Origin of the sequence: Fuscovulum sp., from assembly GCA_035192965.1 — a bacterium.
Classification (GTDB): Bacteria; Pseudomonadota; Alphaproteobacteria; order Rhodobacterales; family Rhodobacteraceae; genus Paragemmobacter.
This window is the reverse complement of record CP136571.1, coordinates 347,519-368,964: the sequence shown is the minus strand read 5'-3', so window position 1 is coordinate 368,964 and position 21,446 is coordinate 347,519. Positions and strand designations below refer to the sequence as shown.

Annotated in this window: 22 protein-coding genes; 15 read left to right on the top strand and 7 right to left on the bottom strand. The window is 63.4% G+C overall.

Annotated elements, in window-relative coordinates:
• Positions 1–39 precede the first annotated feature (39 nt).
• A complete protein-coding gene (locus RSE12_01835; protein WRH63099.1) occupies positions 40–771 on the bottom strand; it encodes a uroporphyrinogen-III synthase in 732 nt (243 codons plus the stop codon).
• A gap of 42 nt (positions 772–813) precedes the next feature.
• On the opposite strand from RSE12_01835, the gene tsaD reads away from it, so the two are divergent.
• From tsaD to RSE12_01815, 4 genes are read left to right on the top strand one after another with little or no spacing between them, the layout of a single operon-like run.
• Positions 814–1,908: a tRNA (adenosine(37)-N6)-threonylcarbamoyltransferase complex transferase subunit TsaD gene (tsaD, locus tag RSE12_01830; GenBank protein ID WRH63098.1), complete on the top strand. Its 1,095-nt coding sequence runs from the start codon at positions 814–816 to the stop codon at positions 1,906–1,908.
• A complete protein-coding gene (locus tag RSE12_01825) occupies positions 1,905–2,867 on the top strand; it encodes an NAD(P)H-dependent glycerol-3-phosphate dehydrogenase (GenBank protein WRH63097.1) in 963 nt (320 codons plus the stop codon). Before tsaD ends, RSE12_01825 begins: the two co-directional genes overlap by 4 nt.
• 3 nt (positions 2,868–2,870) lie before the next feature.
• Positions 2,871–3,143, top strand: coding sequence for a YciI family protein (locus RSE12_01820; GenBank protein ID WRH63096.1), 273 nt, complete (start codon positions 2,871–2,873; stop codon positions 3,141–3,143).
• Positions 3,143–3,562, top strand: a complete 420-nt coding sequence (locus RSE12_01815) for an EVE domain-containing protein (GenBank protein WRH63095.1) — start codon at positions 3,143–3,145, stop codon at positions 3,560–3,562. Before RSE12_01820 ends, RSE12_01815 begins: the two co-directional genes overlap by 1 nt.
• Before the next feature lie 218 nt (positions 3,563–3,780).
• On the opposite strand, the gene RSE12_01810 is transcribed toward RSE12_01815, so the two are convergent.
• Entirely contained in the window at positions 3,781–4,122 is a 342-nt protein-coding gene (locus tag RSE12_01810; protein ID WRH63094.1) for a DUF2853 family protein, read from the bottom strand.
• Here RSE12_01810 and RSE12_01805 point away from each other — a divergent pair.
• Together RSE12_01805 and RSE12_01800 are read left to right on the top strand one after the other, a co-directional pair.
• Positions 4,121–4,321 carry a hypothetical protein gene (locus RSE12_01805; protein ID WRH63093.1) on the top strand — a complete coding sequence of 67 codons (201 nt, stop codon included), beginning with the start codon at positions 4,121–4,123 and terminating at the stop codon, positions 4,319–4,321. The genes RSE12_01810 and RSE12_01805 overlap by 2 nt on opposite strands.
• The gene (locus RSE12_01800; GenBank protein WRH63092.1) at positions 4,318–5,265 is read left to right on the top strand and encodes a hypothetical protein; all 948 of its coding nucleotides are present in this window, start codon (positions 4,318–4,320) and stop codon (positions 5,263–5,265) included. Before RSE12_01805 ends, RSE12_01800 begins: the two co-directional genes overlap by 4 nt.
• A gap of 60 nt (positions 5,266–5,325) precedes the next feature.
• Here RSE12_01800 and ahcY read toward each other — a convergent pair whose 3' ends face one another.
• Positions 5,326–6,714, bottom strand: a complete 1,389-nt coding sequence (gene ahcY / locus RSE12_01795; protein WRH63091.1) for an adenosylhomocysteinase — start codon at positions 6,712–6,714, stop codon at positions 5,326–5,328.
• 109 nt (positions 6,715–6,823) lie between these two features.
• Between ahcY and RSE12_01790 the strand changes: the two genes are divergently transcribed.
• Positions 6,824–7,444 (top strand): HD family hydrolase, encoded by a 621-nt coding sequence (locus tag RSE12_01790; GenBank protein ID WRH63090.1) that lies wholly within the window; start codon positions 6,824–6,826, stop codon positions 7,442–7,444.
• Here the strand turns inward: RSE12_01790 and RSE12_01785 are convergent.
• A complete protein-coding gene (locus RSE12_01785; protein ID WRH63089.1) occupies positions 7,429–7,581 on the bottom strand; it encodes a hypothetical protein in 153 nt (50 codons plus the stop codon). The genes RSE12_01790 and RSE12_01785 overlap by 16 nt on opposite strands.
• A 98-nt stretch (positions 7,582–7,679) precedes the next feature.
• Here RSE12_01785 and RSE12_01780 point away from each other — a divergent pair, with 98 nt between their 5' ends.
• Entirely contained in the window at positions 7,680–8,555 is an 876-nt protein-coding gene (locus tag RSE12_01780) for a LysR family transcriptional regulator (protein WRH63088.1), read from the top strand.
• Here the strand turns inward: RSE12_01780 and RSE12_01775 are convergent, their stop codons facing one another.
• The 3 genes from RSE12_01775 to RSE12_01765 all read right to left on the bottom strand — a co-directional run bounded on the left by RSE12_01775 (position 8,556) and on the right by RSE12_01765 (position 10,177).
• Entirely contained in the window at positions 8,556–8,870 is a 315-nt protein-coding gene (locus RSE12_01775) for an H-NS histone family protein (GenBank protein WRH63087.1), read from the bottom strand.
• A gap of 69 nt (positions 8,871–8,939) precedes the next feature.
• Positions 8,940–9,494, bottom strand: a complete 555-nt coding sequence (locus RSE12_01770) for an ActR/PrrA/RegA family redox response regulator transcription factor (protein WRH63086.1) — start codon at positions 9,492–9,494, stop codon at positions 8,940–8,942.
• A gap of 71 nt (positions 9,495–9,565) precedes the next feature.
• Positions 9,566–10,177, bottom strand: coding sequence for an SCO family protein (locus RSE12_01765; GenBank protein ID WRH63085.1), 612 nt, complete (start codon positions 10,175–10,177; stop codon positions 9,566–9,568).
• A gap of 92 nt (positions 10,178–10,269) precedes the next feature.
• Between RSE12_01765 and RSE12_01760 the strand changes: the two genes are divergently transcribed.
• From RSE12_01760 to addA, 7 genes are all read left to right on the top strand, one after another.
• Complete coding sequence (locus RSE12_01760) at positions 10,270–11,658, top strand: ActS/PrrB/RegB family redox-sensitive histidine kinase (GenBank protein ID WRH63084.1); 1,389 nt, start codon at positions 10,270–10,272, stop codon at positions 11,656–11,658.
• Positions 11,659–11,768: 110 nt separating this feature from the next.
• On the top strand, positions 11,769–12,923 hold the full coding sequence (locus RSE12_01755) for a PAS-domain containing protein (protein WRH63083.1): 1,155 nt from the start codon (positions 11,769–11,771) through the stop codon (positions 12,921–12,923).
• Between the two features lie 44 nt (positions 12,924–12,967).
• Entirely contained in the window at positions 12,968–13,444 is a 477-nt protein-coding gene (gene tsaE / locus RSE12_01750) for a tRNA (adenosine(37)-N6)-threonylcarbamoyltransferase complex ATPase subunit type 1 TsaE (GenBank protein ID WRH63082.1), read from the top strand.
• Positions 13,441–14,457: a phosphotransferase gene (locus RSE12_01745; GenBank protein WRH63081.1), complete on the top strand. Its 1,017-nt coding sequence runs from the start codon at positions 13,441–13,443 to the stop codon at positions 14,455–14,457. Before tsaE ends, RSE12_01745 begins: the two co-directional genes overlap by 4 nt.
• Positions 14,433–15,131 (top strand): nucleotidyltransferase family protein, encoded by a 699-nt coding sequence (locus tag RSE12_01740; GenBank protein ID WRH63080.1) that lies wholly within the window; start codon positions 14,433–14,435, stop codon positions 15,129–15,131. The genes RSE12_01745 and RSE12_01740 overlap by 25 nt, the downstream gene beginning before the upstream one ends.
• Positions 15,131–18,118, top strand: a complete 2,988-nt coding sequence (gene addB, locus RSE12_01735) for a double-strand break repair protein AddB (protein ID WRH64714.1) — start codon at positions 15,131–15,133, stop codon at positions 18,116–18,118. The genes RSE12_01740 and addB overlap by 1 nt, the downstream gene beginning before the upstream one ends.
• Positions 18,115–21,420: a double-strand break repair helicase AddA gene (gene addA, locus RSE12_01730; GenBank protein ID WRH63079.1), complete on the top strand. Its 3,306-nt coding sequence runs from the start codon at positions 18,115–18,117 to the stop codon at positions 21,418–21,420. The genes addB and addA overlap by 4 nt, the downstream gene beginning before the upstream one ends.
• Positions 21,421–21,446 lie beyond the last annotated feature (26 nt).

Here is a 21,446-nt window from a genome sequence, read left to right as displayed (position 1 = left end):
GGGTGTTGAACTTACCCTAATCCCCGGAAGGTTGCAGGTTCAAGAACCGGGATCAGCTATCAACATGGCAATTGCCGCCAACACGCCCACCGCATTCGGGCTGTCTGCAACCACGAGCCGTTCCGGGCCCAGTATTGCGGCTTTTTCAGCCGCAGCCGGGCTGATGGCCGCCAACAGCAACGGCGCGGCAAATGGGCCGAAATCCGCCAATAACGCCGCGCTGCGCGGTGAAAACAGCGGAATGATCACGGGTTCATGCCCCGACAGCAGGGTTTTTGCCTCTGTCGTCAATGGCTGCGCCCCCTGAGCATAGACGACGGCCGCTTGGGCGGGGCGGCCCTTTGCTGCCAGTCGCGGCGCGATATCGCCCCGCGCCTCACGCCCACGCAGGTGCAGGAAAGGGCCCGGATCACCGGATTCGAGGATCAGCGCGATCAAGGCCTCGGCATCGCCTTTGGCGGACCGGGCATCAAAACCCAAACTGCCGGCAATCTCTGCCGTCCGGTCCCCCACACAGATCGCCTTTTCCGGCATCGCGCGCCCAAGGTCACGCAGCCGCGCCGCAGCCTCTGCCCCGGTTTCGGATGTCAGGATCAGGGTCGAATAGGGCAGATCGGGCCATTCGGGGCTCAAAAACTCGGGCACCATCAGCGGGCTGATGATCGGTTGCAGCGCCGCGCCAAAGCGAAGGGCCATCTGTGCAGCGAACCGCTCCGCCTGCGGGGCGGGGCGGGTCAGCAGAACGGGATGGGCGTGGTGTTGCGGGGCCATGCGCAGGGTGTTACCCCGGCTTGAACCCTGCGGGCAACGGATATGGCAACGCTCACCTTCCTTGGCATCGAATCAAGCTGCGACGACAGCGCCGCCGCTGTGGTGCGCCATCGCGACGGCGCCCCGCCCGAGGTGATGGCCTCGGTGGTGCAGGGACAGACGGCGCTGCACGCGGCCTTTGGCGGAGTCGTGCCGGAAATCGCCGCGCGCGCGCATGCCGAACGGCTGGATGGCTGTGTTGATCAGGCTCTGGCACAGGCGGGTGTGGCCCTTTCCGATCTGGATGGCATCGCAGTGACCTCTGGTCCCGGTCTAATTGGTGGCGTTCTGTCCGGCGTCATGCTGGCCAAAGGGATCGCCGCCGGGTCGGGCAAGCCCTTGCTGGGCGTCAACCATCTGGCCGGCCACGCGCTCACGCCCCGGCTGACTGACGGATTGGCCTTTCCCTATCTGATGCTGCTGGTTTCGGGTGGGCATTGCCAGTTCCTGATTGTGGAAGATGTCGATCGCTTTCAGCGGCTGGGTGGCACTATCGACGATGCCCCGGGCGAGGCGTTCGACAAAACGGCCAAGCTGCTGGGCTTGCCCCAGCCCGGCGGTCCGGCGGTCGAGGCCGAGGCGGCGCTTGGCGATCCTGCCCGTTTCCCCTTTCCCCGCCCGTTGCTGGACCGGCCGGGGTGTGATCTGAGCTTTTCTGGGCTGAAAACCGCGCTCCTGCGGGCGCGGGATGCCCTGGTGGCGGAAAAGGGCGGGATCACTGTGCAAGATCGGCGCGACCTTTGCGCCGGGTTTCAGGCGGCAGTGGCGGCGGTGCTGGCCGAGAAAACCCGCCGCGCGCTGGCGGTGTATCTGGACTCCGCACCCGCCCATCCGGCACTTGCCGTGGCGGGGGGTGTGGCAGCGAATACCCGTATTCGGGCTATGTTAGAGACTGTTTGTACGGATCTTCAGGTGGGTTTCATCGCACCCCCGCTGCGCCTTTGCACCGACAATGCCGCCATGATCGCCTGGGCAGGGATCGAACGCTTTCGCGCCGGATTGGGCGAGGCGGCAGATCTGACCGCCCGCCCCCGCTGGCCGCTGGATCCCCGCGCGGCGCCGATGATCGGATCGGGCAAGAAGGGGGCTAAGGCATGATCGCAGTCATAGGCGCGGGCGCCTTTGGTACTGCGCTCGCCGTCGCTTTGGCGCGGAATGGGCAGGCGGTCACACTCTGGGCGCGCGATGCGGAACAGGTGGCGGCCATGGCCGCGACGCGGCGCAATGCCGCCCGCCTGCCGGGCGTTGATCTGCCAGAAAACGTCACTATTACTGCCAAAATGTCTGATCTGTCTGGCGCGGATGCAGTTCTGCTTTCCCTTCCCATGCAATCCTTGCGGGCTTTTCTTTCCGCCCATCAGGCCACGTTGGACGGCATCCCGCTTGTCGCCTGCTGCAAGGGGATCGACCTGTCCACCCTGACCGGCCCGTCGCAAATCATCCGGGCCGAATGCCCACGCTCCCCCATAGCCGTGCTGACCGGGCCCAGTTTTGCCGCCGATATTGCCCGCGGCCTGCCCACGGCCCTGACGCTTGCCTGTTCTGATCACCGGGTGGGCGAGGCGTTGCAGCACCTGCTCGCCACGCCCGTGCTGCGGCTCTATCGCAGCGATGATGTCATCGGGGCCGAGCTGGGGGGTGCGTTGAAGAATGTCATTGCCATCGCGGCTGGGGTGGTCATCGGCGCAGGCCTTGGCGACAGCGCCCGCGCCGCCCTGATGACGCGCGGCTATGCCGAGATGGTCCGCCTTGCCCTGATGTTGGGGGCAAAGGCGGAAACGCTGTCTGGCCTGTCAGGCTTCGGTGATCTGGTGCTGACCTGCACTTCGGCCCAGTCGCGCAACTTTCGGTTCGGTCAGGGGCTTGGCGGGGGCAACCCCATCGATCCCGGCATCACGGTCGAAGGTGCCGCCACGGCGAAAGCAGTCTCTAACCTTGCCCAAATTCGCAATATTGACCTGCCGATCACCACCATGGTCGCCGCCCTGATCGACGGGAGGGTTGACCTTTCCCTTGCCATCCAGACCCTGCTTTCCAGACCGCTGAAAAAGGAATGACCCATGCGCGTTGCGTTGATCTGCATCGACAAGCCCGGCCACCTGCACATCCGCCAAGAAAACCGCCCGGCCCATCTGGACCATATCCAATCCTCTGGCATCGTTGAAATGGCGGGTCCGTTCCTGACGGAAACCGGTGAAATGGCGGGCTCGCTGGTGATCCTTTCGGTCGACACGCTGGATCAGGCCCGGGATTGGGCGGCGAATGACCCCTATGCCAAGGCGGGGCTGTTCCAATCGGTCGATATCCGCGAATGGAAGAAGGTGATCGGCTGATGGCCTATTGGCTGTTCAAATCAGAGCCCGATGTCTTTGGTTGGCCGCACCAATTGGCCAAAGGAGACGCCGGTGAGGAATGGACCGGCGTCCGCAACTATCAGGCCCGCAACAACATGCGGGCGATGAAGGTGGGCGATCTGGGGTTCTTCTACCATTCCAACATCGGGAAAGAGATTGTGGGCATCGTCGAGGTGATCCGCGAAAGCGCGCCCGACAGCACGACCGACGATCCCCGCTGGGATTGCGTGATGGTCAAGGCCGTTCAGGCGCTGCCAAATCCCGTCAACCTGGATACCTGCAAAGTGCAGCCAGGGTTGGAAAGCATGGTTCTGGTGAACAATACCCGCCTCTCGGTGCAGCCGGTGACAGAGGCGGAATGGCGCATCATCTGCAGCATGGGCGGCTTGTCTGAATGACGCTGGAAATGGAGGGCCCCGCACCCCTACGGAACCCTCCATCCACCCCACGCGCTCCCCTAGCACCGCACGTGACCTGAAAAAGGGTTCCGGACCTACTGCCCAAGGCAAAAACTGCCACAGCGCCGCCGATTCGCCAAATCCGAAGCGTCCGGCATTTTATTCAAAGCCACCCGCCCGATGGTTCGGGCAGGTGGCGCTTTACGGCCCTTACGGCATCAGCCGTAGACCTTTTCCTTCCCGAAATGCTTGACCAGCATGTAATAGACGACCGGGCGATACTTGTTCCGCTCGGACCGGCCATAGGTTTCGATCACTGCGTTGATCGCTTCCATCAGCTTGGGCGAATCCGGCAAGCCCAGCTTTTTCATCAGAAAGTTTTTCTTCACCGTCTCAAGCTCGGTTGCATCAGACCCGGCAACGGTTTCGCTGTCTGCGCTATAGATGGCGGGGCCGCAGCCAATGGTGACCTTTTCCAGAAGCGCCATGTCGGGCGTCATCTTGCATTTGGTCTTTAGATCCTCGGCATATTTCGCGATCAGTTCGGCTCTTTTGCTCATGGTCTTCGATCTCTCCCTGAGGTTCGGCGATTTCCTGTCCGCCTTGGGGCATATCGTTAAGGACGAAAAACAACGCTGCAACAGATTTTCTGCATCGTTATCGGGGCCACTGCCGACAAATCTTCGACTTTTCACCCTGCGGTTGCCGGATTTGGGTGTCAGCCTGGCCTTAACGATGGTGAACGGGGGCAGGGCATGACGTCCAAGGATGATTTCGAAGCGCGGGTGAAACGGATTCAACAGTCGCGCGGTGTCACCTTTGACCCGGTTCCGGAGCATGGCCCTAGATCAGATTGGCAACTTCCCGGCAAACCCCGGCGCAAGGGTGGGCGGGGGATCAAGTTTGGTGTCGCAGGCCTGCTGACCCTGGGCGCACTGATCTTTGCTGCGCCGATCATCACGGCACGGCTTGGGCTGACCGCCCCCGTTCCGAGCGGCGACGGCGTTGTGGCCAATCTGTCGGCTGACGTTGCGCAAGGCGGGCCGAAAACGGCTCTCGCCGGGCTGGTGGACAGCCTGTTTGGTACGAGGTTGGCCGGCGAAACCGAAGGTGACCCGATTGCCTATCTGCCCGAAGCCCCGGCGAGTTGGCTTCGCGTGACCACCGCAGATGCGCAGCAGCCTGATGCTCTGGCCCAGCTTGCCACCCGTTGGCCTGCACCTGACCAACCCATCAATGCGCATCCCGGCTATGGCGATCTGGCAGAGTTCGTTCGGGTCTATGACAGCCCGGATGCGGAACAGCGCCTCCTGTCGGCAACGCGAACCCGCGCGCTGTATCTGGGGCCGGAAGGGCAGATGCTTTCGCTTCGCCTGCAGTTCCGGAGCGCGGGCGAAACGCTTGGCACCACAGAGGCCCCGGCCAGCTGGGCCGATGCCCTGCGCGCCGAGGTGACGAATGCCACCCAGCTGGGCGACACGGTGGAAACCTTTGATCTTGGCGGGCTGACCGTGTTCAACCGCGCGCCGCAAGGGCAGGTTGGTGCGGCACAGCGCACCGCCATGGCACCGCTGGATCTGACCATTGCCCTGCATCCCCGCGCCGTAGTCGAAATTCGCGGCACCGCGCAGCCCGGCGCGGCCATTGCCCTGATCGAAGGCGTCAATCGCGCGGCGTTGTCCACACGGTTGGCCCAGAATTGAAAACCCCGCCAGCCGGGTGGCAGGCGGGGTTATCCTTGCGATCAGGGATCGGCGGATCGATCAGTAGCGGTAATGATCCGGCTTGAACGGGCCTTCGGCCTTTACGCCAATATAGGCGGCCTGATCGGGCTTCAGCTCGGTCAGCTTCACGCCGATCTTTTTCAGATGCAGGCGCGCCACTTTTTCATCCAACGCCTTGGGCAGGATATAGACGCCCGGCGTATAATCCTGGCCCTTGGTCCACAGTTCGATCTGCGCCAGCACCTGATTGGTAAAGGATGCAGACATCACAAAGGACGGGTGGCCCGTGGCGTTGCCAAGGTTCAGCAGGCGACCTTCGGACAGCAGGATGATGCGATTGCCTGACGGCATCTCGATCATGTCCACCTGTTCCTTGATGTTGGTCCACTTGTGGTTGCGCAGGGCGGCAACCTGAATCTCGTTGTCGAAGTGGCCGATATTGCCGACGATCGCCATATCCTTCATCTCGCGGATATGCTCGATGCGGATCACGTCCTTGTTGCCGGTGGTGGTGATGAAGATGTCGGCGGTGGCGACTTCGTCTTCCAGAAGCGTCACCTCATACCCGTCCATCGCGGCCTGAAGCGCACAGATCGGATCAACTTCGGTCACCTTCACGCGTGCGCCTGCGCCGCGCAGCGATGCAGCGGAACCCTTGCCCACATCGCCATAGCCACAGACCACGGCGACTTTGCCGGCCATCATCGTATCGGTCGCGCGGCGGATACCGTCGACCAGCGATTCCTTGCAGCCATACTTGTTGTCGAACTTCGACTTGGTCACGGAATCGTTCACGTTGATCGCCGGGAAGGGCAGCGCGCCGTTCTTGTGCAGTTCATACAGGCGATGCACGCCCGTCGTCGTTTCTTCCGACACGCCCTTGATCGCGGCCTTGGTCTTGGTGAACCAGCCGGGGCTTTCCTTCATCCGCTTGTGGATTTGCAGCTTGATGACTTCTTCTTCCTCAGACTGCGGGACAGGCAGGATATCCTCGCCCGCTTCGGCGCGTGCGCCCAGCAGAACATACAGCGTGGCGTCACCGCCATCGTCCAGGATCATGTTCGCGCCCTCGGGGAACATGAAGGATTTGTCCAGATAATCCCAATGTTCGGTCAGGGTCTGGCCCTTCACCGCAAATACCGGCGTGCCGCCTGCAGCGATGGCCGCCGCCGCGTGATCCTGGGTTGAGAAGATGTTGCACGAAGCCCAGCGCACATCCGCGCCCAGCGCCGTCAGCGTTTCGATCAGAACAGCCGTCTGAATCGTCATGTGCAGCGAACCCACGATCCGCGCGCCCTTAAGCGGCTGCGACGGGCCGAACTCTTCGCGGCAGGCCATCAGGCCCGGCATTTCGGTTTCTGCGATGGTAAGCTCCTTGCGGCCGAACTCGGCCAGAGCGATATCCTTGACGATGTAATCCTGCGGCATGTGCCGTTGCTCCTTGAACCTTCATTTGGGGCGCGAGATAGCACGCAGAACCGTCTACGACAATGGAACGGTGGTTAAGCTTGATTTCAATGCGGGGGGCCGCCCATCCATGAAACAGCCGGTGAAACAACCCCGCGCCTGGCAACGCATGCTGTCCGGACGGCGGCTGGACCTGCTCGATCCGACCCCTGTCGATATCGAGATCGAGGATATCGCCCACGGCCTTGCCTTCGTTGCCCGCTGGAACGGGCAAACGCGGGGGGATTGGCCCTATTCGGTGGCCGAACATTCGCTGCTGGTGGAACAGATCTTTACCCGAACCAATCCGGGTATCGCGGCGCGGTGGCAATTGGCCGCGCTGCTGCATGACGCGCCGGAATATGTGATCGGCGATATGATCAGCCCGGTGAAGGCGGCAGTTGGCCCGGCTTATGGTGCGCTGGATGAACGGTTGACGGCGGCGGTGCATCTGCGCTTTGGCCTGCCCATCATTCTGCCGGTGGCCATCAAGAAGGCGATCAAATCCGCCGACAAAATCTCTGCATGGATGGAGGCGGTGCATATCGCCGGTTTTTCCACGGCAGAGGCGGATCGTTTCTTCGGCAAACCCGATGCGCTGATCCTGCGCGGTCTGGAAATCAGATTGCGCCCGCCCGCGTTGGTGCGGGCGGACTATGTATCACGACATGAACATTTGCTGGCAGCCTGCACGATTCAACCACCCAGCTGATTGGGCGGTGTGAACGGGCCGGGGCGTTCTGCACCCCGTGTGCCATCATGCGGGGCAGGGCGGCGCTTCTGGTTCGTCTGCCCATCCAACCGCTGACCCGTGGCCAGCAACAGCGCTTCGGCGAATATCTGTAACATTTTCTGTCCCTTTCCTTGGCTTGGACTTGGCTTTTCTAGCCTTTTCTGCTGATGTTTCCGAGTCAGAAAACTTTCAAATATGTAAGTCCAGCTACCATATGGCAACCGATTGGCGCAGCCTTCCTCCGCTCTCGTCGCTCCGCGCTTTTGCGGCGGTGGCAGAACTTGGCGGGTTCTCGCAGGCCGCCCGCGCCCTGAACGTGACCCATGCCGCCGTGGCCCAACAGGTGCGCGCGCTGGAAGGATTGCTTGATACCCCCCTCGTCGCCCGTGACGGACGCGGCATGGCGCTCACCGCCGAAGGCCAGCAGCTTGCTCAGGCGCTTTCAGATGGGTTCGGCACCATTGCCACAGGGGTGGCGGCGCTCAAGGCTGGCGGGTCGGATCGCCCGGTCCGCATCACCCTGACCGCCAGCTTTGCCACCCAATGGCTGATGCCCCGGCTCAAGGATTTCTGGGACCATCACCCCGACATCGCCCTGTCGCTGCATCCCGATGCGCGCGTGCTGGATTTAAGGCGCGATGGCATGGATCTGGGCATCCGCTATGGCACCGGGGATTGGCCGGGCGTTTCATCGCGCTTTCTCGCCCCGGCGCGGATGGCCGTGGCTGCCGCGCCCGATGTTCTGCACGGGCGCACCGCGCTCAGCATCGCGGAAATGCAGGATATGGAATGGATCCTCGCCCGCGATTGGCCGGAACAGGAAAATTACATCAAAAGTCTGGGCCTGAACCCCGAAACGCTCAGCCGCACGGATTTCGTGAATGAAGAATTGTCCCTCGCCGCCGCCCGGCAGGGGCTGGGGCTGGTGGTCGAAAGCCTCGCGTTGATGGAGGATGATCTGGAAGAGGGGCGGCTGATCCTGCTGCATGACAGCCAGGATCAGCTTCCCGCTTATTTCATCGTCACGGCCCCGGGGCCGCAACGCGCGGCCACGCGGGCCTTTGTCAAATGGCTCGAATCCGCCGCCTGATCAGATCGACATATCCTCGGGCTTCTTGCCCTTGGCCAGTGCTTCGGCAAACCAACGCGGCTTTCGGCCACGGCCCGACCAAGTATCCGACGCATTGGCAGGATTGGCGTATTTTGCCGTTGCGGGTGCGCGTTTGCGCGGCGCTGCGGTGCCAGTCAATTCGGCCAGCGAAAAGCCCATCGCGCGGGCCTTTTCTTCGAGTTCGGCAAGAGCCGCTTTCTTCTTGCGATCTTCAAAGTTTGCAATCGCCTTGGCTACCTGACCCTGAAGGTCTTTCAGTTCTTTCAGCGACATTGAATTAAGGTCGACGCTCATTCCTGCATTCTCCATAAGCCGGGATTGCAGCCCTTTTACGGAATAAGCCGAACTAATTCAATAACCCGATTATTTTGGGCTTCTTTTCGCCAGAATGCGCTGCAAGGTGCGGCGATGCATACTTAACCGACGCGCGGTTTCGGATACGTTTCTGTCGCACATTTCATAGACCCGCTGGATATGTTCCCAGCGCACGCGATCCGCCGACATCGGGTTTTCCGGCGGCCCCGGAAGGGTTTCTGTCCGCGACAAAAGGGCATTCATCACATCATTGGCATCTGCGGGTTTTGACAGGTAATCCGTGGCCCCGATCTTCACCGCGGCCACTGCCGTGGCAATCGCACCATACCCCGTCAGCACCACAATCCGGCAATCCGGCCGACGCTCGCGCAGGGTTTCCACCACGTCCAGACCGTTGCCATCCTCCAGCCGCAGGTCCACCACGGCATAGGCCGGGGGCCGCGCCATGGCGATTGCCCGCCCTGCGGCCACGCTTTCCGCCGTTTCCGGCAGAAACCCGCGTTTTTCCATCGCCTTTGCCAGCCGTTTCACAAAGGGTTCGTCATCATCGACAAGCAGCAGCGTCCGGTCCGCGCCAAGATCGGCAATCAGGTCGTCAGCCATCGGGTTCCCCTTCGTTATGTTCTTGCCTAACAAGTAGGCGGCTTACGGGGTATGGTCAAATTTATCAGCCCTCATTGCGACAGAAAACACGCCGTCCGATCGGCGATCTGTTCGGCCGTCTCATCCCGCTTGAAGAAATCGACAAACCCGGTTTCAGGCAGGACCAGATAGGTAAAGGTGGAATGGTCCACCAGATAATAATCCGGATCATCGCCATCCTGCTTGCGATAAAAGGTCTTATAGGCTTGCGATGCCGCCTTGACCTGTTCTTCCGTTCCGGTCAGCCCGATCATCTTTGGATGCAGGTTTGCGGCGAAATCTCCCACCACTTCGGGCGTGTCGCGCGCCGGATCGACAGTAATGAAAACCGGGTTCACGTCAAAGCCGCGCTCTTCCAGAATATCAATCGCCTCGGCATTGCGGGCATTGTCCAGCGGGCAGACATCAGGACAAAATGTATAGCCGAAATACACAAGGCTTGGCTTGGTGATCACATCCTTTTCGGTCACCGTGGCCCCTGCCGCATTCTGCAGGGTGAACGGTCCACCAATATCCCCGCCCACCACACCGCCACGGCATTGAGCGAACTGGTCGTCCGGTTTTGCCAACTGCCCATAGGCAAACAGCCCACCCACCATGCCCACAACAGCGGCAGCGGCCAGACCTGCATAAAGTTTGCTCATGTCAAAAACCCTCTCTTTCGCGGCGTCATTGATCGCGGATGGTTCGGCGCTTAACAATGCGAAACTTGGTCACGCAGGACGCTTTTCCCAAGATGATGGATTCGGGCTTTGGCCTTCTTTCCCGCGACACGCGCAGCGATTGGGTCCGACTTCGGACGCTGATCCTGCTGCGCTGGATGGCGATCACCGGACAGCTTGCCGCCATCACCGTCGCCGACCGGGTATATGGCATCCAGCTGCCGCTCGGCCTTTGCTACATGGCGGTGGGCGCGTCGATCATCGCCAACCTGATTTCCAGCTTCGTCTATCCCGAAAACAAGCGTCTTTCGGAATTCGAGGCGATGCTGACTCTGCTGTTCGATCTGTCGCAGCTGTCCTTCCTGCTTTACCTGACTGGCGGGCTGACCAACCCCTTTGCCCTGCTGATCCTTGCGCCCGTCACCATTTCCGCTTCGGCGCTGGAACTGCGGACGACAATCCTGCTGGGTGCGCTGGCGATCCTGTTCACCTCTGTCATCGCCTTCGTCAATGTGCCCCTGTTCTTTGCCGATGGGCAAAGGTTGGCTGTGCCGCTGGTCTTTGAATTCGGCTACTGGCTGGCCATCGTCATCGGCATCGTTTTCCTTGGCCTTTATTCCCGGCGTATCGCGACGGAAATCCGCTCCATGTCGGATGCGCTGCTGGCCACACAGATGGCGCTGGCCCGCGAACAAAAGCTGACCGATCTTGGCGGCGTTGTGGCGGCTGCGGCGCATGAACTGGGCACGCCGCTGGCCACGATCAAGCTGGTCAGCACCGAGATGATGGAAGAGTTGAAGGATCATCCCCAGCTTCTGGAAGATGCAAAACTGATCCGCGATCAGGCCGACCGCTGCCGCGATATCCTGCGTGGGATGGGCCGCGCCGGAAAGGATGACCTGCACCTGCGGCAGGCCCCGCTCGGCTCTGTCCTGCGCGAAGCGGCCGAGCCGCATATCGGCAGGGGCAAGCATGTCGAATTCACCCTGTTGCCGGGTGCGGGCGGCAACGAACGCCAGCCCACCATCCTGCGCCGCCCCGAGGTGATCCACGGCCTGCGTAACCTGATCCAGAACGCGGTGGATTTTGCCCGCAGCACCGTCTGGGTGGATGGGGAATGGACGGATCGCAGCGTCACCATCCGCATCGTGGATGATGGCGAAGGCTATCCCTCGCAGGTGATCGGACGGATCGGTGATCCCTTTGTACGGTCCCGCCGATCTGCGCAGGATCTTCACCGTCGGCCGGAATACGAAGGCATGGGTCTTGGCCTGTTCATCGCAAAAACCCTGCTGGAAAGGACCGGGGCGGAACTGTCCTTTGCCAATGCGTCGGATCCGTTTCTGACCCCGGATGAACGCCCCGAACGCTGCGGCGCGATTGTGGAACTGGTCTGGAAAGCCACCGATCTGGTGGCCCCGGAAACAACCCAACTGGGCGATAACCGGCGCTTCGAAGCCTGACGCCGGGAAGGAATGGCGCGGTCCGCCGCCTTGCTGGCCCACCGCCGCATTAACCAATTGTTAAGGTTACTCGCGCAAGGGTTGAGTCGCACCAATCTGGCGGACACCCCGTGATACCCTTGATCTGGCTGGAATTCCTGGCTCTTGCCGTGCTGGGCGCAGCGCTGAGCGTTGTGGTTTTTTCCATCATCCCCCGCCCTGCATCGCAGGCAGAGGCGGTGTCTTCGCATTACGCCGCCCGGGCCGCAGAACAGCTTTCGATGCCGCTCTGGCACACGGATGCCGCGGGCAATATCGTCTGGTCCAACGCCGCCTACAAGGCACTGTTAAGAGGCGACGATCGCAAGGCTCTTGCACTGGTGGAAGGCCGCATCAGCCTGGATACCTGTGACAACGCACAGTGGTTTGACATCGTGATCCGGTCAGACATCGGCCATGCCCGGCCTGTCGATGATCTGGTCCGCGCCGAATCCAGCCTGCGCGACATGGTGCAGGCGATGGCCAAGACCTTTGCCCAGCTTCCCACCGGATTGGCCGTCTTTGATCACAGCCGGCATCTGCAAAGTTTCAACCCGGCCTTGGCCGACCTGACCGGTCTATCCCCCGAATTCCTGTCGCGCCGACCATCCCTGATCGCCATGCTCGACGGGATGCGCGACCGAAACATGATCCCGGAACCCAAGGATTGGAAAGGCTGGCGCCACCAGCTTGCCGATATGGAACGCGCCGCCGCCAGCGGCCAGTTCGAGGATACCTGGGCCCTGCCCGGCGGGCAGACCTACCGTATCACCGGGCGGCGGCACCTGAATGGCGGGCTGGCGCTTATGATCGACGACATATCGACCGAAATCATCCGCAGCCGCCGCTACCGCGCCGATCTGGAACTGTGCCAGCGCGTCGTCGACACGTTGGAAGAAGGGATCGCCGTTTTCGCCTCAACCGGCCAGCTTGTGATGTCGAATACGGCCTATGCGGCGCTTTGGGGCCATGATCCAGGCGAACAGCTTGCCCCGATGGGCTTCGCACGGATGGCCGCGCAATGGCGCGCCCTGTCGGCCCCTTCCACCCTCTGGACCGAGGCCGAGGAATTTTCCGCCCGCCTCGATGACCGCGCCCCTTGGCGGGCCGAGGCGCGTTTGCTGGATGGGCGGCTGATCGCCTGCCGCTTTGTCCCCTTGTCGGATGGCGCCACGCTGGTGGGCTTCTGCCCGGTGCTGGCCGAGTCGGCCCCCCGCGCGTTGACAGCCACCCGCGTCGGCGCCTGAGCGTTCTGCTTGCGGTGGTCGGGCAGGGCGGTAAAACTGCCGCCATGACCGCCGCGCCCCCCGTTGAACCAACACTCTTCCTTGCCGATGAGGATGCCACCGCCGCATTGGGCGAACGGCTGGCCGGGTTGCTGATGGCGGGGGACACCGTCCTGCTGGAAGGGCCGATCGGGGCCGGGAAATCCCACCTCGCCCGTGCTCTGATCCGCGCGCGGCTGGGCCGGATGGAGGATGTTCCCTCGCCCAGCTTCACCCTCGTGCAAACCTATGATGCCGACGGCGTGGAAATCTGGCACGCCGATCTTTATCGCCTGTCCCACCCGGATGAGGTGTTGGAGCTTGGTCTGGAAGACGCCTTCGCCACAGCGATCTGCCTTGTGGAATGGCCTGATCGGTTGGGGTCCCATATTCCCCACGATGCGCTGCGCCTGCGCCTGACTGCACGGGACGATGGCAGGATGGCGCATCTTTCCGGCGGGCGTCCCAGCCTGCTGGCGGCCTTGCTGGCATCTGGCAAATGACAGACCGTCGCGCCTTGTCAGAGATGTTTCTTGCCCGCGCCGGATGGGGCGCGGCAGAACGGCGCTTTCTGGCCGGAGATGCGTCAGACCGCAGCTATGACAGGTTGACGCTGGGCGGGGGTACCGCCGTCTTGATGGATGCACCGCCGGGCAAGGGTGACGATCCCGCCACCTTCACCGCCATCGCGCGCCATCTTGCCCGTCTCGGCCTGTCACCTCCCGCGATCCTGGCCGAGGATTACGAACATGGCTTCCTGCTGATCGAAGATCTGGGCGACGGGCTTTTCGCCCGCCTCATTGCCGCAGATCCCGCGCTGGAAGCCCCGTTATATGCCGCAGCGACCGATGTTCTGATCCATCTGCATCGCCATGACGCGCCGCCCAAACTGCCCGATCTTTCGGCGCAGGATTGGGCAGCGGCGGCCTCCTTTGCGCTGGACTGGTATGCCTTCGCAGCGACAGGAGCATCCCCTGATCCGGCAATGTTCGTGACTGTTCTTGCAAACCTGATCCAGCGCCATGCCGATGGCCCCCGCGTGATGATCCTGCGCGACTACCACGCGGAAAACCTGCTCTGGCTGCCCGAACGCGCGGGCGTCGCACGGGTGGGGCTGTTGGATTTCCAGCTCGCACAGATGGGCCAGCCTGGATATGACCTCGTCTCGCTGCTGCAAGACGCCCGCCGAGACGTGGCGGCGGAAACAGAGGCCGCGATGATCGCCCGCTTCTGCGCCGAAAACGGCACAAACCCTGCTGAATTTGCACCATCCTATGCCACGCTCGGCGCCCAGCGCGCCCTGCGCATCATCGGCATCTTCGCGCGCCTCTGCCTCAAGGGGGGCAAACCGGGCTACCTGCCCCTGATCCCCCGCGTCTGGGAACAGCTTTGGCGCAACCTTGCCCATCCCGCTCTGGCCCCGCTGGCCGCGATCTGCCACGATCTGCTGCCCGAACCCACCCCCGACACGCTGGAAAGGATCGGCGCGCAATGCGGCCTGCACCCCCACCGCTGATGCTGTTCGCCGCGGGTTTTGGCACGCGCATGGGCGCGCTGACCGCAACTCGCCCGAAACCGCTAATCCCCGTCGCAGGCAGGCCGCTGATTGACCACGCGCTTGCGCTTGCCGATGAGGCCGGCATCACCCGCATCGTCGCCAACACCCATTACCTGCCAGACCAAATTGCCACCCACCTTGCTCCGCGCGGTGTTACCCTTTCCCACGAAACCCCGGCGATCCTTGAAACGGGCGGCGGGCTGAAGGCCGCGCTTCCCCTCTTGGGCAGCAGCCCTGTTCTCACGCTGAACACGGATGCGGTGTGGACTGGTGCCAACCCCCTGTCCAATCTGATCGCCGCATGGGATGGCGCGCGGATGGATGGCCTTCTCCTTCTTCTGCCCGCCGCCCGCGCCACGGGCCACACCGGAACCGGGGATTTCCTGATCGATGCCGATGGCCGCCTGACCCGCGCCAAGGGCGCTGCGGGCGCGGTCTATCTGGGCGCGCAGATTTTGCGGACAGACGCACTTGCCGACATCCCGGAAGAGATATTTTCGCTTAACCTGCTTTGGGATCGGATGATCGCTGAAGACCGACTATTCGGTCTGATCCATGATGGCGGTTGGTGCGATGTGGGCCGTCCCGAAGGCATCGCACAGGCGGAATCCCTGTTGGGGTTTACCCCATGATGTTCCCCGATGCTGGCCCCCGCGTCTTTCACCTTCCCCCCGGCGTGGATTTCGCCCCGGCATTGGTCGCCGGTCTGCGCGCCCGTCTAGATGGTTCCCCGCCCGAGGCGATGGCAGGCGTCACCCTTTATCTGAACACCAACCGCATGCGCCGCCGGGTGCGTGAGGCGTTCATCGCCACCGGCCCCGGCTTCTTGCCCCGCCTGCATGTGCTGACAGACCTGACCGAAGGCATGGCTCTGCCCGGCATCGCCGCTGCCGTGTCGCCCCTGCGCCGCCGTCTGGAACTGTCGCAACTGATCGCACGCCTGCTGGATGCCCAGCCCGACCTTGCCCCCCGTGCCGCGCTTTATGATCTGGCCGATAGCCTTGCCACCCTGATGGATGAAATGCAGGGCGAAGCCGTGGCCCCGGAAACCATCGCCGCGCTGGATGTATCCGACCATTCCGCCCATTGGGCGCGCACCCGCGCCTTCCTGTCCATCGTCGCCCCCTTCTTTTCGGGGGCCGAGGCGCCGGATATGGAAACCCGCCAACGCATGGCGGTGGACCGTATCGCCGCGCTTTGGCAGGCCGTACCGCCACAAGGCCCCGTGATCGTCGCTGGTTCCACCGGATCGCGGGGCACCACGGCGGCACTGATGCAGGCGGTCGCAAACCTGCCGCAAGGGGCGCTGGTGCTGCCGGGGTATGATGACGACATGCCGTCTTGGGTCTGGGATCGGCTGACCGATGCGATGACGGGCGAAGATCACCCGCAATTCCGCTTTCGTCGCCTGATGGAACGGCTGGATATCCCACCCACCGCCATCCGCCCTTGGATGGAGGCCCCGGCCCCCGCCCCGGCGCGAAACCGGCTGATTTCCCTTTCGCTCCGCCCCGCGCCTGTCACCGATCAATGGCTGACCGAGGGCGCCACCTTGCCCGATCTGCCCGCGGCCACCGAAGACCTCACCTTGATCGAGGCGCAAACCCCCCGCGCCGAGGCGCTGGCCATCGCGCTGATCCTGCGGCAGGCAGCTGAAGAGGGCACCGCCGCCGCGCTGATCACGCCTGACCGGATGCTCACCCGCCGTGTCGCCGCTGCATTGGACCGTTGGGGTATCACCCCCGACGATTCCGCAGGTCGGCCGCTCGCCCTGTCTGCCCCCGGTCGCCTGTTGCGCCATGTCGCGGGGATCATGGGCCGGAAACTCACCTCCGACGCGCTGCTTGTCCTGCTGAAACACCCCTTGTCGTTCTCGGGTGAAGATCGTGGCCCGCACCTCAAGCGCACGCGAGAGCTTCTTGAGATGAAGCTTCGCCGCGAAGGCCCCGCCTACCCGACAGGCGCAGGCCTTATCGCCTGGGCCGAAGTCCACACCAAAAAGCGCAGCGAAAAGGGGCAAGAGGATGATGGCCTGCTTCCCTGGATTCACACCATCGCCCGTATCATCGATGCGGCCGCAACCATCACCGACGCCCCCCTTGCCGACCATGTCACAGCCCACCGCGCCCTGACCGAAGCCGTCGCCCGTGGCAGCGCCCCGGTTGGCACGGGCACCCTGTGGGAGAAAGAGGCAGGGGAAGAGGCGCTAAAGCTGATGGCCACCCTTGCGACAGAGGCTGATGCAGGCGGCATCCTTTCGCCCGCCGAATACCGCGACCTGTTCGATGCCGTCATCGCGCGGGGCGAGGTCCGCGAAACCATCACCGCACATCCCGGCCTGCTGATCCTTGGCCCGCGCGAGGCGCGCGAACAGGGGGCAGAGCTTGTCATCCTTGGCGGGCTGAACGATGGCGCGTGGCCGCGACTGCCCGAACCCGACCCTTGGCTGAACCGCAAGATGCGCAAGGAGGCGGGGCTGCTGCTGCCCGAACGACAGGTGGGCCTGTCTGCCCATGATTACCAGATCGCCATGGCCGCCCCCCGCGTGGTGCTGACGCGCGCCCTGCGGGATGCCGAGGCGGAAACCGTTCCGTCCCGCTGGATCAACCGCCTGATGAACCTGATGGAGGGGCTGCCCGAAAAGCACGGCCCGCAGGCGCTGGCCGCCATGCGCGACCGGGGCCGCCACTGGCTTGCCCTGACCGCCGCACTGGAACAGCCGACGCCCGCCATGCAGGCCGACCCGCGGCTTAAGCCCGCGCGCCGCCCCTCGCCACGGCCGCCCGTTGCCGCCCGGCCAAAGGAGCTGTCCCTTACCCGCATCGGCCTGCTGATCCGCGATCCTTATGCCATCTACTGCCGCTACATCCTGCGCCTGCATCGGCTCGATCCGCTGCGGCATGAACCGGATGCCGCCCTGCGTGGGCAAATCCTGCACCTGATCCTTGAGGCGTTCGTCAAAGATCGCCCGTCTGCGGAAACCCCCGTTCAGGCCAAGGCACGGCTGATGGACACCGCGACCCGTATCCTTGCCGAACAGGTGCCGTGGCCTGCCGCCCGCGCGCTTTGGCTGGCCCGCCTCGCCCGTGCCGCCGATTTCTTCCTGACCGTCGACAGCCGCGATGGCGGCATCCCCGTCGCGCTGGAAGGCAAGGGTGGCGTCACCCTCACTCCGCAGAACTTCCGCCTCACCGGCACGCCGGACCGGATCGACCGGCTGCCAGATGGGCGGCTGCACATCATCGACTACAAGACGGGAACCCCCCCGACACAGGCCATGCAAAAGGCATTCGACAAACAACTCCTCCTCGCCGCCGCCATGGCCGAACGCGATGCGTTCAAAGGGCTGGAAGCGTCCGAAGTGGCGAAGATCACCTATGTCGGCCTTGGCACCAACCCCAAGGTCGAAGAGACAGAGATCACCCCCCAGATCACCGCCGAGGTGTGGGAAGGCCTGCACGCCCTGATCGCCCACTACGCGCACCACGGGGCGGGCTATACTGCCCGCCGCGCGGTGCAGAAGGAACGGTTCACGGGCGATTATGACCACCTTTCGCGCCATGGCGAATGGGACACCACCGCCCCTCCCAATTCCGAATCCGTGGGAGAGGAACCATGACCAACGCCGCCTCTGAACGGCAGGTGCAGGCCGCAAGCCCGACCGCCTCAACCTGGCTGTCCGCCAATGCCGGATCGGGCAAGACCAGCGTGCTGACAAACCGCGTGGCCCGCCTGCTTTTGGGCGGGGTGGAACCGCAGCACATCCTCTGCCTCACCTATACCAAGGCGGCAGCGACCGAGATGCAGAACCGCCTTTTCAAACGTCTCGGCACATGGGCGATGAAACCCGACGCGGCCCTGCGTGAGGAATTGGCCAAGCTGGGCGAAGGCGCGCGGCTGGATGCCGACACGCTGGCACAGGCCCGCCGTCTGTTTGCCCGCGCCATCGAAACGCCCGGCGGTCTGCGCATCCAGACCATCCACTCCTTCTGCGCCAGCCTCCTGCGCCGCTTCCCGCTTGAGGCTGGGGTATCCCCGCAATTCGTGGAACTGGATGACCGCACCGCCCGCCTGCTTCGCGACGACATCATCGAAGAACTGGCCGAAACCCTTGCCCCCGATGTGATAGCCGAAGTCGCCCGCGCCTGGACGGGCGAAGATTTCGCAACCCTGATCCAGCAGATCACGGGCCACCGCGCGAAATTCGCCACCCCCCTTTCGTCTGAAGATGCCCGCCGCCTGTTCGGCCTGAAACAGGGCGAAAGCGCTGAAACGCTTCTGGCCGATGTGTTTCTGGGGGATGAGGCGGCATGGATGCCAGCGGTCATCGCCGCGCTTCACGCAAGAGGCGGCAACGATGGGAAGGCGGCGGCAAAACTTGGACCCCTAAACCTGTCGATGCCCAGCCTTGCAACACTTTCCGTACTGGAGGATGTGTTTCTTTCCGGACCAAAGGCCAAGGAACCCTTCACCGCCAAGATCGGCACCTTCCCGACAAAGGATACCCGCGCCGCCCTTGGCCCACTTCTGGACCGCCTTGAAAACCTTATGCGGCGTGTTGAATCCGCCCGCAGCACCCGTATCGCGCTGCATGCGATGGATCGCGCGCTCACGCTGCACCGCTTCGCTGCCGCCTTCCTTCCCCTTTATGAACAGCGCAAGGCCCAGCGTGGCTGGCTGGATTTCGATGACCTGATCACCCGCGCCTCAACCCTTCTGACAGATCCTGCCGTCGCCGCCTGGGTTCTGTTCCGGCTGGATGGCGGGATCGATCATATTCTGGTGGATGAGGCGCAGGACACCAGCCCCGAACAATGGCGGGTGATCGAAAGCCTCGCCGCCGAATTCACCGCTGGCTCTGGCGCACGGGATGTGGATCGCACCCTGTTCGTCGTGGGCGACAAGAAGCAGTCGATCTATTCCTTCCAAGGCGCCGACGTTGCGGCCTTCGATGAAAAACAGAACAGCTTTGGCGCCCGTTTCCGCGCGGTGGAACGCAGCTTTCAATCGCTGGAACTGGAACATTCCTTCCGTTCCTCCCCCGCCATCCTGCGCGTGGTGGATGACACGTTTGGTGACCGCTTCCCCGCCGCGCTGGGCGGGCGGTCCAGCCATATCGCCTTCTGGGATGCGATGCCCGGCCGGGTGGACCTTTGGCCGCTGATCGAAAAAGCCGAAGGCAAGGATGAGGATGACTGGCGCAATCCCGTCGACCTTATTACCGAGGAACATCACGCCGCCCGCCTTGCAGCGCAAATCGCGGATGAGATTGCGCTGATGATCCGCTCCGGCGTTGCCATTCCGGACAACGGATTGTCCCGCCCCGTTCACGCGGGCGATTTCCTGATCCTCGTGCAGCGCCGGTCTGATCTGTTTGCCGAAATCATCCGCGCCTGCAAAGCCCGCAACCTGCCCATCGCCGGGGCGGACCGGCTTAAGCTCGGCGCGGAACTGGCGGTCAAGGATATCTCGGCCCTGCTCGCCTTCCTCGCCACACCCGAAGATGATCTGTCACTTGCTGCCGTCCTTCGCTCGCCCCTCTGCGGCTGGACAGAAGCAGAGCTTTACGCCCTCGCCCAGCCGCGCAAAGGCTATCTTTGGGAAGCCCTGCGCGAACGCGAGGCAGAGTTTACGAACACATATTCGCTTTTGAACGATCTCCGCGATCAGGCCGATTTCCTGCGTCCCTATGATCTGATCGAACGCCTGCTCACCCGCCACGATGGCCGCCGCCGTCTGCTACAACGCTTGGGACCAGAGGCCGAAGATGGGATTGACGAACTGCTCTCGCAGGCGCTGGCCTATGAACGCACCGATGTGCCCAGCCTGACAGGCTTCCTCGTCTGGCTCTCGACCGATGAGGTCGAGGTGAAACGCCAGATGGACAGCGAAGGTCATCGCATCCGGGTGATGACGGTGCATGGCGCAAAGGGCCTTGAAGCGCCGATCGTGATCCTGCCCGATACCTGCGACATCAGCCCCCGCGAACGGGATGAAGTGGTCGAGGTCGACTCCACCCCCGTCTGGCGCACTCCCGCCGATGAAAGCCCGCCCGCCATCGCCGCCGCACGCGCCCGCCGCAAAGAACGTGACGGCGAAGAACGCCTGCGCCTGCTTTACGTCGCACTCACGCGCGCACGGTCGTGGCTGATCGTCTGCGGCGCGGGCGAAGCAAATCAGGATCAGGCGTGGTATCGCATGGTCGCCAACGGGATGCAGGCCGCCGGGGCCGAACCTCTGCCCGGTGGCCGCCTGCGCCATGCCTTTGGCATCTGGCCCGATCCGCGCCCGCAAACGTCGGTCACGCCGCCGCTGCCTGACCTGCCTGCTTGGGCAACTGTTCCAGCGGCCACCGTCGGCCGCCCCCCACAACCCCTTTCGCCCTCTGCCCTTGGCGGGGCCAAGGCCCTGCCGGGCGAGGGGCTGGATGAGGAAACCGCCAAGGCACGCGGCACCGCGCTGCATCTGCTGCTGCAACATCTGCCCGGCACAGATCCCGCCGATCACCCGGCACTTGCCGCTGCGCTGATCCCCGACAGCGCCCTACGCGCCGAACTGCTGGCCGAGGCGCTGGCCGTCATCGCCGCTCACCCCACCCTTTTCACCGCCACCGCACTGACCGAGGTAGAGATTACCGCCACCCTCCTCGGCCAACCGATGCTTGGCACAGTTGACCGGTTGATCGTGGAACCCACCCGCATCCTTGCCATAGATTACAAATCCAACCGCGCCCTGCCCGCCACGCCGGACCAGACACCCGATGGCATTTTGCGCCAGATGGGGGCATATGCCGCCGCTCTGGCCCAGATCTACCCCGACCGCCGGATCGACACCGCCATTCTCTGGACGCGCCACGCCCAACTGATGCCCCTTGATCCCGATATCGTGAGTGCAGCCCTGGCGCGTACCACGATCCCTTGACGATTGCCCCAAGGCTCCATAGCTTC

Bases quoted from the DNA above. Each gene is read 5' to 3' on its own strand.
- RSE12_01835 (WRH63099.1), bottom strand. From the start codon at position 771: ATGGCCCCGCAACACCACGCCCATCCCGTTCTGCTGACCCGCCCCGCC.
- tsaD (WRH63098.1), top strand. From the start codon at position 814: ATGGCAACGCTCACCTTCCTTGGCATCGAATCAAGCTGCGACGACAGC.
- RSE12_01825 (WRH63097.1), top strand. From the start codon at position 1,905: ATGATCGCAGTCATAGGCGCGGGCGCCTTTGGTACTGCGCTCGCCGTC.
- RSE12_01820 (WRH63096.1), top strand. From the start codon at position 2,871: ATGCGCGTTGCGTTGATCTGCATCGACAAGCCCGGCCACCTGCACATC.
- RSE12_01815 (WRH63095.1), top strand. From the start codon at position 3,143: ATGGCCTATTGGCTGTTCAAATCAGAGCCCGATGTCTTTGGTTGGCCG.
- RSE12_01805 (WRH63093.1), top strand. From the start codon at position 4,121: ATGGTCTTCGATCTCTCCCTGAGGTTCGGCGATTTCCTGTCCGCCTTG.
- RSE12_01810 (WRH63094.1), bottom strand. From the start codon at position 4,122: ATGAGCAAAAGAGCCGAACTGATCGCGAAATATGCCGAGGATCTAAAG.
- RSE12_01800 (WRH63092.1), top strand. From the start codon at position 4,318: ATGACGTCCAAGGATGATTTCGAAGCGCGGGTGAAACGGATTCAACAG.
- ahcY (WRH63091.1), bottom strand. From the start codon at position 6,714: ATGCCGCAGGATTACATCGTCAAGGATATCGCTCTGGCCGAGTTCGGC.
- RSE12_01790 (WRH63090.1), top strand. From the start codon at position 6,824: ATGAAACAGCCGGTGAAACAACCCCGCGCCTGGCAACGCATGCTGTCC.
- RSE12_01785 (WRH63089.1), bottom strand. From the start codon at position 7,581: ATGTTACAGATATTCGCCGAAGCGCTGTTGCTGGCCACGGGTCAGCGG.
- RSE12_01780 (WRH63088.1), top strand. From the start codon at position 7,680: ATGGCAACCGATTGGCGCAGCCTTCCTCCGCTCTCGTCGCTCCGCGCT.
- RSE12_01775 (WRH63087.1), bottom strand. From the start codon at position 8,870: ATGAGCGTCGACCTTAATTCAATGTCGCTGAAAGAACTGAAAGACCTT.
- RSE12_01770 (WRH63086.1), bottom strand. From the start codon at position 9,494: ATGGCTGACGACCTGATTGCCGATCTTGGCGCGGACCGGACGCTGCTG.
- RSE12_01765 (WRH63085.1), bottom strand. From the start codon at position 10,177: ATGAGCAAACTTTATGCAGGTCTGGCCGCTGCCGCTGTTGTGGGCATG.
- RSE12_01760 (WRH63084.1), top strand. From the start codon at position 10,270: ATGATGGATTCGGGCTTTGGCCTTCTTTCCCGCGACACGCGCAGCGAT.
- tsaE (WRH63082.1), top strand. From the start codon at position 12,968: ATGACCGCCGCGCCCCCCGTTGAACCAACACTCTTCCTTGCCGATGAG.
- RSE12_01745 (WRH63081.1), top strand. From the start codon at position 13,441: ATGACAGACCGTCGCGCCTTGTCAGAGATGTTTCTTGCCCGCGCCGGA.
- RSE12_01740 (WRH63080.1), top strand. From the start codon at position 14,433: ATGCGGCCTGCACCCCCACCGCTGATGCTGTTCGCCGCGGGTTTTGGC.
- addB (WRH64714.1), top strand. From the start codon at position 15,131: ATGTTCCCCGATGCTGGCCCCCGCGTCTTTCACCTTCCCCCCGGCGTG.
- addA (WRH63079.1), top strand. From the start codon at position 18,115: ATGACCAACGCCGCCTCTGAACGGCAGGTGCAGGCCGCAAGCCCGACC.